The following is a 12,294-nucleotide window of genomic DNA, read 5'->3' as shown; positions in this document are numbered from 1 at the left end:
GTGGGGGAAACACAGGTCCGGGGATTCAGGGCCGGCAGTAACGCGCAGTGCCAGCCAACCAGGTACGGACAGGGCCTCCGGCGGGGGCGCTCCGACTCTGGGATGGCGGAAACCCTGACGGCGACCGCGGACCGTGCGTGGTCGGGGTGGGGAGCTGCCATCCCGCCTGCCGACGTCCCAGGCAGAGCCGAGCAGTCGCGGCCCAGGGCGTCAAGGTCGTTCGTACAGTGGCGCGCTCTACCTTGACGCCCTGAACCACGCCCGCTCCAGAGTGTGGGACGACGGCAGACGGGATGGCAGCCGGGAGCATCGTGGCGAGGGCGTCAGCCAAGCCGCTCCACCACCCTCGTGGGTATGCTTGCCGCTCCACAGTCAGCACTCTGTCGCATATGAGCTCTGCAGAGAAACCGGAGACTCTTGTGCTGGTCGGATCGGCAGACATCTACGCGAATCATGCGGTGGTCTTCATCGGGTCCACTGATCCCCCGGAGCTGGAGTGGGACGATACTCCGGCGTGTGGGGACGGCAAGCACATCGTTGTCCAGACTCGTGGGCAGACGGCGCTCAGCCGAGTATCGGTCTGGAGCCGTGCAATGCCCATCATCGGCAACATCGTCTTCGACGGAGTGCTGAATGTGGAGGAGTCCCGGGTGTGCGTCGCCGACCTGGAAAACCTCACCCGATGGATCACCCGACTGGTAGAGCCCGGTCCGCAGCGTGTCGTTGTGTGCGCTGACGATCCAGGCCACGCCTCACGCGTGCATGTCGGCTTCGGCCTGGGCGATCAAGTTCTTGAGCTGACCGCAGTCGCTCGTCACCCGCTGCCGCCCATCATCACTGCCCCGGATGGCGCACTCTCCCGGCCGAATGAACTCGGCTTGATCTTGGACGGCCATGACTCACCGCTTGCCCGCCTAGCGGCAGCGATCAAAGTCCTAGCAGCGCCGATCGAGAACGGGCCCTGGCCACGCCCGTACTACGTCTGCCTAGTAGCAGAGTGGCTTCGTGGGCTGGCCAGCCATGTCCATCTCGCGCAGGCGGAGGTGTTCGGGCAGGAAATAGCCGACCACTTGAGGGCTGATCGTGCAACCGGCATGCACGGCCTTCATGACGAGGCTGCGTGGGCCCTCGCCATCCACATCATGGGGCTTCTGACCTCTCCTGAGAGTCACTATGGACCCGAAAGCCAGGCACACTGACCCGCGACTTGAAGCCGCGCCCGATGTCGTTGTGAGCGGTGGTTCAGCGCTCACCGACGCGCAGTTCAGCGACTTGCCTGGTCAATGGTCGGGTCTGGTGCAGGGCGAGCGCAGGTTGCCGTCGAAAGCCAGCGGGCTCAGCCGCGCACGGCTCAGGAAGCGTTCTCCACCGCATGGATGAGGGCCCAGACGAACGTCCCCCCAACGATGGTCATGTAGACCGTAAACACCAAGTGGGTGACGACGCGCATCTTCCAAGGCCGCACCGGAGTGCGCCGCCACACGCCAGAGTGGTAGATCCAACCAACAACGCCGAAAAGCAGGAAGGCCCCGAGGTACAGCACATCGTGCGGCCCCACGTTGTTCGCCCCGATGACCTTGCGGGCATCAGCCAGCTCCGACCACCCCACGCGTACCTCCCCGTGCAGTCAACTCCGGCCCACCCGGTGCCAGCCCACACTAGAACTGCATACACGTCGTGACGCCACGAATGAGGTTCTCTTCGATGGGGACCGTGCCGAATCCGCGCGACATAGGGCGGTAAGTGGCGGTCAGCAGGAGGTCTGGGCGCCACGTTCCGAGGCCCGGCGGGCCACGGCGCCAAGTTCCTCTGGACCAGCGGTGATTCCCAAGCCAGGCGTCCCCCTTGGCGCGCGCCCCGTGTCAGTCGAGCCAGACGAGCAATGCGTCATCCGCTGCGGCGGCGGCCTCGAAGAACTCTGTCAGGCCGTCGCACCAGTCGGCGTCCCCACTCAAGTGCTCCAGGCTCATCCCACCCCAAGGGATACACCTCAGCCCTGGTCAGGTCGGCAGGATCCACGTCACCGATGAGCTGGCCGTATGTGGTGGTGCGAAGAGCTCGCGCCGCAAGATGGGCTCGCTCAGGACGCAGGTGCCGATGGTGTCCCGCGTGATGGTGTAGCCGATCGACGTTGAGTAGTGCGCCGGTGTGCTCCGGCTGGCGGTGTCCGCTCCTGCGCAGGGGACGGGCCACCGTGCAACTCTCCCTGATGAACGCCCAGTTCATCGAGGGGAGGAGACGAGCAGTGGCCCTGTCCCAGTCTGAACTCACACGCCTGCTTCAGTCACTACGTTCGACCGAGGGACTCGAACTCGTCCGCAGTGTCGCCGAGCGGATGCTGCAAGCACTGATCGAGGCCGAGGCCGCGGCGAAGATCGGCGCCGAGTGGAACGAGCACACCGACACCCGCACCAACTACCGCAACGGGCACCGTGACAAGACGCTCACCACCCAGGCCGGCGACCTCGACCTGGCCATCCCCAAACTGCGGTCCGGTAGTTTCTTCCCCCTGTCTGCTGGAGCGTCGGCGCCGTATCGACCAGGCTCTTTACGCAGTCATCATGGAGGCATACGTCGAGGGCGTCTCCACCCGGTCGGTCGACGACTTGGTCAAGGCCCTGGGGGCGGACACCGGGATCTCCAAGAGCGAGGTCTCCAGGATCTGCGCCGCCCTGGACGAGCCGTTGACCGCGTTTCGCACCCGGCCGCTGGACCACACCCGCTTCCCCTACATCTACCTCGACGCCACCTACTGCAAGGCGAGGGTCAACCACCAGATCGCCTCTCGGGCCGTGGTCATCGCCACCGGCGTCACCGAGGACGGCGGCCGCGAAGTCCTCGGCGTGATGGTCGGCGACAGCGAGACCGAGGCGTTTTGGACCGAGTTCCTGCGTCACCTGCGCGAACGCGGCCTGTCCGGGGTCCGTCTGGTCATCGGTGACCATCACAGCGGTCTGGTCGCCGCGATCGGCAAGGTGATGCTCGGCGCCGCCTACCAAAGATGCCGGGTCCACTTCCTGCGCAACGTCTTCGGCGTGATCGACAAGCACGCCGGTGAGATGGTGGCCGCGACGATCCGCACGATCTTCGCCCAGTCCGGCCACAGCGCGGTCAGAGCCCAGGTCGACACCGTCGCGGACATGCTCGGCGGGCAGTTCCCCAAGGTCAAGCAGATGCTGCTGGAGGCCAAGGACGATCTGACCGCGTTCGCGGTCTTCCCGGAGCGGCACTGGAAGAAGATCCAGTCGACCAACCCGCTGGAGCGGGTCAACCGGGGGATCAAGCGCCGCACCGACGTCGTCCAGGTCTTCCCCAACGACGACGCCCTGCTGCGGCCGGTCACCGCCGTGCTCTTCGAGATGCACGACGAATGGATCGCCTTCCCCCGCCGCTACCTCCCCGAAGGCAGCATGGACGACCTCTACCCCGAACTCCCCGAAAGCGCCCCGGCGCTAACCAACACACCAAACACGCCCACAAGTTGATCGGCTACACCATCACGCGGGACACGATCCAAGGCCGCGTTCTACCAGGCGCAGCTTCGCGCGCGTATGCGTTCGAAAACCAAGCGCGGACGGCGTACTCCAGGATGCGGTTCAGCTGGTCGCGCTGGCTGTCGGTCAGGGTGTCGGGGTTTCGCATGATCCAGGTGGTGATCCGGCGGGGGCTGGGGATCGGCCGTGCGGGTTCGGGGGCGGCTGTGCCGGCGCGGAGGGTCGCGATGTACTTGGTGACCACGACGCAGCTGCCGCGGTAGCCGCGTTCACGGATCTCGCGGAAAAGGGCGGCGGCGTTGGTGGCACCGCCGCGGAAGCGGTGTTGCAGGTATGGCTTGAAGCGGTTGATGTGGCCGTTGGGGCGGCGTTCGCGAGCCGAGGCGAGGATCTGGTCGAGGTCGGTGGTGAGGTAGTGGCGGACGGCCTTGCGGTCCCGTCCCGTGCGGTTGGCGATCGCGCTGATCTCCAGCCGTGTTCGCGCAGCCGGTGGATATCGGTGTGCCACTGACGGACGCGAGCCAGGAGCTGCCCGTCCGGTGGGTCGCTCGGATCAGGTGGTCCGATCAGCGCGGCCAGGGACGCCAGGTCTGAAGGCTCCTGGGTCTGGTACGTCTCACCATTCTCGGCGTCTTTTCGCAGGCAGACGCGGTGCTGGTGAGCGGTTCGTTCAACGGCACGGGCCAGCGAGTGGAGCAGGTGCCACCTGTCTGCGACCTGGATCGCGGCGGGTGCCGCGCGGGCGGCGGCCTGGCTGAAGATGCTTGACCGGTCCCGGCAGATCACCTTGATCTCAGGGTGGTCCGCAAGCCAGGCGGCCACCGTGTTCGCGGTGCGATCAGGCAGCAGGTCGATAGGCCGGCGCGTTTCGACGTCGATCAGGACGGTGCCATAGGTGGCGCCCTTACGGAACGCGAACTCGTCGATCCCCAGCACCCTAACCTGGGCGGACGCTGGGTCCGGAAGTCGCCTTAGTTCCCCGAGAATCACGTCCCGGCTCGTCCGCACCGGCAGGTAGCCAGCGAGCCGGGCACCGGCCCGGCCGCCGACGGCCAGCCCGATCGCCTGCACCATCCGGGCCAGGGCCGTCGTCCAGCGCCGGTACCGCGCAGTCAGGCTCGGCACCTGTTCCGCCATGGTCCGGCGGGAGCACAGGCCGTTGTCGCAGAAGAACCGGCGGACCCGCAGACGCAGCAGCACCCGCCGACCGCCCAGCGGACGGTCGGCCAGGTGCCTCATGTACGTGCTGTGCACGCGTGAGGCGGTCACACCGCACGAGGGACATGCCACTGCCGGCTGCCCAGCATGCAGATCAATCCGTACCGCATCCCCAACGACGCCCACTGCGTCGATGACCAGCCCCTCAACGTCCGGCCACACCAGATCCCAGAACTGTTCGTCCCCCACGAACACCATGCTGATGAAGGGGCATTGCCCGGCATGACGGATGTTTGGAACTGGACTTCACGAAATATCCGCCACAGCCCCGAAAATCCCCAGGAGCGATCAGCTTCCCCACTTGATTGCCGCTTCAACGTTACGTCGACTACTCACTCGCTGGGCAGGCCAACGCGGTGGACGTCCAACGCCGCCGCCCTTTCGTGGTAGGGCAGTCGGGACAGCTTGGTGACCAGTGCCCACATAGCGCGCTCTCCCTCCAGGGTGGAGGGCAGCGCCAAGCCCAGCGATTCGGCGAGCGGCTTGCGACCGACATTCACCAAGGCTCGTACGGCTGCCGCCCATTCATCGGTAGCGGCAAGCGCTGCCCGGTACCACAGCGGCATCAGGCAGCCGAGCACAACGGCACTGACCAGCAGCGCCAGGACGTGGGTCACGGATAGGCTCCCGCTGTGCGACCCCGGCGAGAGCCGGTGCCGCACAGCGGGCGCACAACCTGGACGGGCCGGGTTGTCGGCGCCGTCGACGGGTCAGCCGATGAGAGCGTTGTACATCTGCCAGCCGGTGGTGACGATGGTGCGGGCGGCGAAGGGGGCTGCCGCGTTGCCGGTGCCGCGGTAGAGCCAGAGCTTGCCGGTGGTGTCCCGGGCGAGCAGATCGGCTTTGCCGTCGTTGGTCAGGTCGGAGGTGCCGACGATGAGGTTGTGCATCTGCCAGCCGGTGCCGATCTTGAGGCGGGCGGCCCAGGGTGCGGAGGGGTTGCCGGTGCCGCGGTAGAGCCACAGGTTGCCAGCGGTGTCCCGGGCGATCAGGTCGACTTTTCCGTCGCCGGTCAGATCGCCGCCGCCGACCAGCATGTTGTGCATCTGCCAGCCGGTGCCGATCTTGAGGCGGGTGGCGAAGGGTGCGGAGGGGTTGCCGGTGCCGCGGTAGAGATAGAGGATGCCCGCGGTGTCCCGTGCGATCAGGTCCGGCTTGCCGTCCCCGGACACATCACCCACGCCGATGAGGGCGTTGTAGATCTGCCAGCTGGTCCCGGCCTTGACCCGTGCGGCGAAGGGGGCTGCGATGTTGCCGGTGGCCTTGTAGTACCAGAGCGTGCCCGACGGCTCGCGGGCGATCAGGTCGCCCGTTCCGTTGGCGTGGAAGCCGGACAGGTCGATCAGGGCGTTGTAACCCTGCCAGCCGGCGCTGAGACGGTAGCGGTACAGGAAGGGGGTCGTGGCGTTGCCGCTGCCCTGGTACTGCCACAGCACGCCGGACTTGTCGAGTGCGACCAGGTCGGAACGAGTGGCGCTGTTGGACGGTCGGGTGCTGCTGATCTGCTGCACGTCGTCGGCGCGGACCCAGGCCAGGCGGTGGTTGAACCGGATCGGGATGAACTTGGTGCTTCCGGTGACCAGGGTGTGATCGCCGGCGGCGCTGTTGTCGAAGTTCATGGCGTAGAAGTAGTCGCCGGCCACGGCGGGGCCGCCGGGCACGTAGGACTGTCCTGCCTTGAGGCTGTACTCGTCAGCGCCTTGTCGGTATCCGCCTGGACGGGCACCTGGGTGCCGGTGTAGTCGGCCGTCCGCGGATAGGCCCTGCCGTACACGGGAATCGAGGCGAGCCCCGCCTTCGGGGTCACGACCGGCTGCGCGGTCGTGCCCACCGGGGCGGTCAACTGGCCCCCGGGGTTGTAGAACCAGCCCTGCCGGCCGCCGTACCAGATCGCCGTCCAGTCGCCCTTCACCGCAGCGACCACGTAGTGGCCTCCGGCGACGGCCTTGGCGGCCCAGTCCGGTCCCTGCGTGCTGCCCGCGGCGCCCGAGCGCAGATACGGATCCGGGATCAGCGGCGAGCTGGTGGAGGCATCGCTGTAGAGGTAGAGGAAGTTCGCCGGGTGCGGCGTCTGCGTGGCGCAGGTGGGGGAGCAGTACACGATGGCCGGCTGGTTGGCCGTGGTGAACGGCGGCGCGATGGTGATCTCCTGGCCGGCCAGGACGGGGCTGCCCCCGCCGCCGTCACCGGTCGGCGCGCCCATGAGGGTGAAGTAGTGGTTCCAGTCCCAGTAGGGTCCCGGGTCCCAGTGCATGCCGGCCACGTTGGCGTCGAGCGGGCCGGGAACCTCGTCGTGGCCGATGATGTGCTCACGGTCCAGCGGAATACCGAAACGGGTCGCGAGGTACTTCACCAACGCCGCCGACGACTCGTACTGCGATTCGCTGTACCAGGACCCCGCCTTGATCGCGAAGCCCATCCGCGGGCGGTGACGGGTTCGAGCATGGATTGTGCGTAGATCTGGCGGTTGGGGATGGTGGTGGTGAAGACGTTCCAGCCGTCTTCGCGGAGGTAGTCGCGGTACGCGTCCCCGGATTGAAGGTCGGAAAATACGGGGACGGGCAGCCGACGCTCGACGGAATCCGGGTTCCGACATACAAGGAACTCGACGCCCACGGCTGGACAATCCATGAAGCCAGCTACGAAGAATTGATCGCGCTGTGGCGCCGTGAGCACCCCCGATGGCCCGGAGACGATCACCTCTACACAGCACCACCCCTACTGGAGCGTTGACCGGCACCGCTGGATCGACGCCGCAGAACTCCGGGCTGGCGAACAGCTCCGCACGGCGGACGGCAGGACCGCCGACGTCATCCGCGCTCGAATTACACCGACCACATCATCACCTACAACCTCACCGTTGCAGACCTACACACGTACTATGTACTGGCTGGCAGCACGCCGGTCCTGGTTCACAATGCGTCAGGCCCTATTCCGTGTCGGGTGGTAAATGGCTGGCCCAAGCAGGAGAAATCGAAGGACTGCGCGTACAAGATTCAGGAGATGATTGGCGGCGACGTGGTCCACATCACGCCGCAGAAGCCATTTCCGAGGCTTGGTGAGTCGACGCATGACCCGTACGGAAGTTGGGACGAGCACTACGCGGTCGTCAAGGATGGGCGGGTTTACGATGGGACGACCGGGAGGGCCGGATTGCCGAAAGATCAGTTCAAGGCGCAGTGGGGCGAGAACGCTCCCTACATCAACTTTGGATTCTAGCGATGGACTTCCAGCGACTCTTCCGCCAACTGGCGGCCCGCCCAAGGATGTTCCTCCCGGACGGGCGCTACAACACTCTCGTCGCTTTCGTTGAGGGTTGCAACGCTGCCACTGAGCAGTGCCTTTTGGATGGCTTCCGCGATTGGGTAGCCCAGCGAGTTTTGGACCGTCGGTGCGCCTTTCACTGGTCGATCATTGTGGCTTCCAAATATGCGCCGTGGATGCTCGACGAGTCGAGGCAGGGCGAAGGAATGTCGGCCGACCTGGAGGTGGCGGCAGGGATGGAATTGCTTTCCATGATTGACGCCTTCCTTGCCGAGCATCCTCGGTGAATTCAACTGAACAGGAATCGCATTTTTAGCACGCCATGAAATACCTCGGAGGCTCCGCTGGATTCGTTCCCAGCGGGGCCTCTTTGGGGTCTTGACGGCAGCGGTGGACGGCAACGTCAGGGATCGCCGTGCTTGAACTCGACCGGGTGCTGAACGCGTCTCCGGAGGAGTTGAACGGGCATCGCCTCGGACTGGAGGCTGCCCGGCAGGCCCGGCAGGAACTCATCTTGAGGAGCACCGGGCGTCTGGTGGCCAGGATGAATGCGGTTGCTGGCACGGCCAATGCGAAGGTGTTGCTGCACCCGACCAAGTCCCCGGCTGTGGTCCAATCGAGCAACCACGTCGCGGACAGCGCCTATGACTTCCACGGGCGGCTTGGGGTTGAGTCTGGTCGCCAGTCGTCGGAGGCGAGACGATGGGTGGACGCAGCTGCAGAGGCGAGGGACAAGGCGCTTCAGACAGGGGCAGAGGGCGTCGTTGCCGCCAGAAGCCTTGGCAACGAGGCCCTAGACCGGGCCAGCTCGGTAAGGGGCAAGCTCTCCAGCGGGATCGCCGAGCGGGCGCGCCGTCGGCGCGGGGACGAGGAACAATGCGATGAGGAAGGTGGAGTGAGCGCCGACCATCAGCCACGGTCGCAGCCCGACGCACCCTCAACTGCGAAGAGCCGGTTTTCTTCGCTGCGTAGTGGAGGAAGTCCTGCATGTCGCTGAGGGAGAGGGTTCACGATCGTAGACTCGGTGGCATGACTGGTGCCGGGTGGGCCTATGCGATGGCGGAGTCTTTGCTGGCGGGAACGTTGCCACGGAGATGGGCACATTCGCGGGGCGTGGCGGAGCGTGCTGAGTCCTTGGCGTCGGTATTGCTCAAGGATGCTGAGACTCTTGTCTCGGCCGCTGTGCTGCACGACATCGGCTATTCGCCCGAGATCGCAATGACTGGCTTCCATCCGTTGGATGGGGCACGGTATCTGCGTGCGTCGAGTGGTGTAGATGAGAGGATCGTGCGGCTGGTCGCGAATCATTCCTTTGCTGCATTGGAGGCCGAGGAACTGGGGATTCGGGATGTCTTGGAGGACGAGTTTCCGCAGCTGGATGAGCCGTTGTTGGTGGATGCCTTGGTCTTCTGCGATATGACGACAACACCCGACGGTATGATCACGACCTCGCGGGATCGGGTGGCGGAGATTCTTGACCGGTATGGGGACGACAGTCTCGTTGGGGGGTTCATTCGCCGCGCCGGCCCCGAGATCCACAGCAGTGTGGCGCGCGTACAAGCTCTTGCAGCTGAAGCCGGGCTGGCGTTGTGATGGCCCTATCTATCCCAGGTAGGGATAGGTACCCGCGAGGTAGTGGCCGAGTTGTTCACGCATGCTGGTATGGATGTCGAGGTCGTCGAGGTCTTCGGGCTGTACCCAACGCACGCCGTCGGCCTCGTCATTGATGGTTGGGGTGCCGCTGATGGGCCTCCCGATGTAGGCGGCCTCGAATTGCTGGCGAATTTCTCCGTCGGTGTAGGCGACGATGTGCGCCGGGTTGGAATAGACGCCGAGGAAGCCGGTGATTTCGGCGACGATGCCGGTCTCTTCTTCGCATTCGCGGAGTGCGCATTGCGCTGGGCTCTCCCCGATGTCCTGTGCCCCTCCGGGTAGGGCCCATTGTCCCGTGTCGCGGCGACGTTGCAGCAGGATCGCGCCGTCGTCGTTGACGACAAGGAGGTTACTTGCGGGGATGAGGGTGTTTGCCTTGGGTGCTTTGGGGTCACGGTAGTACTCGGTCCTGCCCACGCTGGTGGTTCTCCTCTTGGTCGGGCGCCCAGGGGAGCGCGGTGTTCCATACTGCGTCGAAGCTTGCGCTGTAGAGGTCGAACCATTCGGTGCCGGCTGTCTGCTTGAGCTGGAAAACAGGGTTGGCGCTGGCGGGTTGGCCCCAAATATGGGGATTGACCAGCAGTTGGTCGTCATAGCGGAAGAGCGAGTTGTACAGCGTCGTGTCGTGCAGCCTCACTTCGCAATTCGGAGCGCCCAGAAGGCCGCGGTAGTACGTAAGTGAGGCGCGGATCTTGGCAGCGAGGGAGTCTCCGATACCTTCCTCGCGACCTCGTAGCGCCGCAGCCTCGCCGTAGGGATCTCCGAAGCACCGCCGCACCCGAGTTGCCGCTTGGGCACGCTCCCGGAGCATCCGGGCAACATGGGGGTTGCTCTGGGCAAAGAAGGTTCCTGAAAACACTAAGACGTCGATCTGCTTCATCGCTCCGAGCAGCAGGGAGAGCCAGACCTCTCGTGGGACGCAGGCCCGGTTGGGATAGACGTCCATGATCTCGGAGCGTGCCGCGTCGAGATGCGGTGGGCGGGGGCCCTCGACTGGCCATAGGTAGGTCTCATCAATCTGCAGCTGCTGTGCGACGGCCCACCGGTGGCGTGGGTGTGGCACTCGTCCGGAGAGCCACCGGCCGACCGTCTTGGGGTCAACATCGCAGGCCTCGGCGAGCACTTCGACGGAGAGGCCACCGCTGGGCGAGCGCGGAACGAAGTCGCTCATTCACCCGGGTCATCCAATCGGAGACGATGTCTCACTCGCAAGGATGCCTCGCTGCAGCGAGAGGTCGCGTCGGCATCGGTTTAGGCTGATGGTGTGCCGCTCATCGTGCTGTGGGACATCGACCATACGCTCATCGACAATGCCGGGGTCAGCAAAGAGATTTATGCCGCTGCGTTCACGTTGCTTGCCGGACGCGCTCCGGCACAGCCGGCGCGTACGGCAGGGCGTACAGACCGGCTGATCATCGCGGACATGTTTCGCGATCACGCTATGGACCCCCCGCCTTGGGATGAAGCCGGGGCGGCGCTGGAGACGGCTGGAGCGGGGCGGGAGGCGGATTTGGCCCGACGAGGCCGAGTGCTGCCCGGGGTGCGGCGCGCGTTGAACGCGGTGGCTCAGGAGGAGGCCATGGTCTCCTCCGTTCTGACCGGGAACGTTGCGTCCAACGCTCGAGTGAAGCTCCGTGCGTTTGGCCTGGATGTGCTTCTCGATCTCGCTGTGGCGGCCTACGGCGCTGACTCCCTCGACCGCGCCGCGCTGGTGGACGTCGCCCGGTCTCGTATCGGTACCTTCCACCGACTGCCGCCTGGCACCCCCGTGGTGCTGATCGGTGACACCCCCAGGGATGTCGAGGCCGCCCTGGCCGCACGTGCTCCCACACCGAGCGCCTGCACATCATTGACTTCGAGCGGACCGGTATCCAGAGCGCCGCCCGCCGGGACTTGTCGCGACTGGAGTACCGGGTCTTCGCCCGACGGCCGGATCTGCGCTTCGCGTTCTACCAGGGCTACGGGCGGGCATTGACTGATCGTGAGCGCCGGGCGTGCTCCGCGTACGCCGCCCTGGACGCCGTGAGCGCCCTGCGCTGGGGACAGGAACACCACGATGATGAAGCGGTCCAGCAGGCCCGGGCCATGCTCGACGCTCTGCGCGCCGAGCACACCGACAGCGGCAGCGAGGGGGAGGTGAGCGGCGCGTGAATACCTGGCCCACCGATGGCTCGCAGCAGTTGGTGGAAATGCTAGCCGCCCGATACGGGGTTCGCGCCGAGGCCGTGGAGCCGGAGGCACTGGAGGACACCACGGCGCGCCGGAGTCCGGCGGTCCCGTACCGCCTCGACGTAGCGCACCGACCCCGGGTAGGCCTCCACGCCGTGTTCCCTGATCAGCGCGAGTACCAGAGTGTTCTTCCGGGTGCCCATCCCGTGCACCGTCTCGCGGTCCGGAGGGCCGTCCGCACTGCCCTAGCGAAGGAGGATGCAGCGGGAGGCCGGGAAGGAGCGGACCCCGTCGGCCGCAGACCGGCGACGTACGCGGCGTAGTCCGCGACCGGGTCGAACGGGCGAAAGCCCGCGCCTTCCCGCAGGCTGAGGAAGTCGTCGAACATCGCCTTCCAGGCTGCCGCGTGCAGCACCGCCGTGCGGGTAAGCACGCAGTCAAGATCGAATAGGTAGGCACGGATGCCTTCAGGAAGTCCTGGCACGGTCATTGGTCC

Annotated in this window: 13 protein-coding genes and 6 pseudogenes; 9 read left to right on the top strand and 10 right to left on the bottom strand. The window is 65.8% G+C overall.

Translation table 11 applies throughout. From position 1 onward, the window contains the following. Positions 1 to 389: 389 nt before the first annotated feature. A complete protein-coding gene (locus AC07DC_RS05410) occupies positions 390 to 1,199 on the top strand; it encodes a hypothetical protein (RefSeq protein WP_478911998.1) in 810 nt (269 codons plus the stop codon). Between the two features lie 152 nt (positions 1,200 to 1,351). Here AC07DC_RS05410 and AC07DC_RS05405 read toward each other — a convergent pair whose 3' ends face one another. Both AC07DC_RS05405 and AC07DC_RS05400 read right to left on the bottom strand, forming a co-directional pair. After that, positions 1,352 to 1,609, bottom strand: coding sequence for a hypothetical protein (locus AC07DC_RS05405; RefSeq protein WP_478911996.1), 258 nt, complete (start codon positions 1,607 to 1,609; stop codon positions 1,352 to 1,354). A 416-nt stretch (positions 1,610 to 2,025) separates the two neighbouring features. Next, positions 2,026 to 2,226, bottom strand: a pseudogene (locus AC07DC_RS05400) (hypothetical protein); the annotation flags it as partial. A gap of 19 nt (positions 2,227 to 2,245) precedes the next feature. On the opposite strand from AC07DC_RS05400, the pseudogene AC07DC_RS05395 reads away from it, so the two are divergent. Continuing rightward, positions 2,246 to 3,485, top strand: a pseudogene (locus AC07DC_RS05395) (IS256 family transposase). Between the two features lie 4 nt (positions 3,486 to 3,489). Here the strand turns inward: AC07DC_RS05395 and AC07DC_RS05390 are convergent. The 5 genes and pseudogenes from AC07DC_RS05390 to AC07DC_RS05370 all read right to left on the bottom strand — a co-directional run bounded on the left by AC07DC_RS05390 (position 3,490) and on the right by AC07DC_RS05370 (position 7,131). Next, positions 3,490 to 4,002 (bottom strand): hypothetical protein, encoded by a 513-nt coding sequence (locus AC07DC_RS05390; RefSeq protein ID WP_478912662.1) that lies wholly within the window; start codon positions 4,000 to 4,002, stop codon positions 3,490 to 3,492. Between the two features lie 122 nt (positions 4,003 to 4,124). Further along, a pseudogene (locus AC07DC_RS05385) lies at positions 4,125 to 4,910 on the bottom strand (ISL3 family transposase); the annotation flags it as partial. Positions 4,911 to 5,044: 134 nt separating this feature from the next. After that, positions 5,045 to 5,329, bottom strand: coding sequence for a hypothetical protein (locus AC07DC_RS05380; RefSeq protein ID WP_478911995.1), 285 nt, complete (start codon positions 5,327 to 5,329; stop codon positions 5,045 to 5,047). A 93-nt stretch (positions 5,330 to 5,422) separates the two neighbouring features. Further along, positions 5,423 to 6,373 carry an FG-GAP repeat domain-containing protein gene (locus AC07DC_RS05375; RefSeq protein WP_478911993.1) on the bottom strand — a complete coding sequence of 317 codons (951 nt, stop codon included), beginning with the start codon at positions 6,371 to 6,373 and terminating at the stop codon, positions 5,423 to 5,425. Next, complete coding sequence (locus AC07DC_RS05370; RefSeq protein ID WP_478911992.1) at positions 6,328 to 7,131, bottom strand: N-acetylmuramoyl-L-alanine amidase; 804 nt, start codon at positions 7,129 to 7,131, stop codon at positions 6,328 to 6,330. Before AC07DC_RS05370 ends, AC07DC_RS05375 begins: the two co-directional genes overlap by 46 nt. A 323-nt stretch (positions 7,132 to 7,454) precedes the next feature. On the opposite strand from AC07DC_RS05370, the pseudogene AC07DC_RS05365 reads away from it, so the two are divergent. The 5 genes and pseudogenes from AC07DC_RS05365 to AC07DC_RS05345 all read left to right on the top strand — a co-directional run. Further along, positions 7,455 to 7,601: pseudogene (locus tag AC07DC_RS05365) on the top strand (hypothetical protein); the annotation flags it as partial. A gap of 54 nt (positions 7,602 to 7,655) precedes the next feature. Continuing rightward, positions 7,656 to 7,931, top strand: a complete 276-nt coding sequence (locus AC07DC_RS05360) for a hypothetical protein (RefSeq protein ID WP_478911990.1) — start codon at positions 7,656 to 7,658, stop codon at positions 7,929 to 7,931. 2 nt (positions 7,932 to 7,933) lie between these two features. Further along, on the top strand, positions 7,934 to 8,263 hold the full coding sequence (locus AC07DC_RS05355) for a hypothetical protein (protein ID WP_478911989.1): 330 nt from the start codon (positions 7,934 to 7,936) through the stop codon (positions 8,261 to 8,263). A 122-nt stretch (positions 8,264 to 8,385) separates the two neighbouring features. After that, positions 8,386 to 8,973, top strand: a pseudogene (locus AC07DC_RS05350) (hypothetical protein); the annotation flags it as partial. 32 nt (positions 8,974 to 9,005) lie between these two features. After that, positions 9,006 to 9,569: an HD domain-containing protein gene (locus AC07DC_RS05345; protein WP_478911988.1), complete on the top strand. Its 564-nt coding sequence runs from the start codon at positions 9,006 to 9,008 to the stop codon at positions 9,567 to 9,569. Positions 9,570 to 9,578: 9 nt separating this feature from the next. Here the strand turns inward: AC07DC_RS05345 and AC07DC_RS05340 are convergent, their stop codons facing one another. Continuing rightward, complete coding sequence (locus AC07DC_RS05340) at positions 9,579 to 10,046, bottom strand: NUDIX hydrolase (protein ID WP_478911986.1); 468 nt, start codon at positions 10,044 to 10,046, stop codon at positions 9,579 to 9,581. After that, complete coding sequence (locus AC07DC_RS05335) at positions 10,021 to 10,575, bottom strand: XRE family transcriptional regulator (protein WP_478911985.1); 555 nt, start codon at positions 10,573 to 10,575, stop codon at positions 10,021 to 10,023. The genes AC07DC_RS05340 and AC07DC_RS05335 overlap by 26 nt, the downstream gene beginning before the upstream one ends. Before the next feature lie 318 nt (positions 10,576 to 10,893). Between AC07DC_RS05335 and AC07DC_RS05330 the strand changes: the two genes are divergently transcribed. Then, the gene (locus AC07DC_RS05330) at positions 10,894 to 11,604 is read left to right on the top strand and encodes a haloacid dehalogenase-like hydrolase (protein WP_478911983.1); all 711 of its coding nucleotides are present in this window, start codon (positions 10,894 to 10,896) and stop codon (positions 11,602 to 11,604) included. Beyond that, positions 11,601 to 11,780, top strand: a complete 180-nt coding sequence (locus tag AC07DC_RS05325) for a hypothetical protein (RefSeq protein WP_478912661.1) — start codon at positions 11,601 to 11,603, stop codon at positions 11,778 to 11,780. The genes AC07DC_RS05330 and AC07DC_RS05325 overlap by 4 nt, the downstream gene beginning before the upstream one ends. A gap of 82 nt (positions 11,781 to 11,862) precedes the next feature. On the opposite strand, the pseudogene AC07DC_RS05320 reads toward AC07DC_RS05325, so the two are convergent. After that, positions 11,863 to 12,288 (bottom strand): annotated as a pseudogene (locus AC07DC_RS05320) (hypothetical protein); the annotation flags it as partial. Positions 12,289 to 12,294: the final 6 nt, after the last annotated feature.

The sequence above is a fragment of the Streptomyces sp. NPDC045021 genome (assembly GCF_056432645.1).
This window is presented reverse-complemented; position numbering and strand designations above follow the sequence as displayed.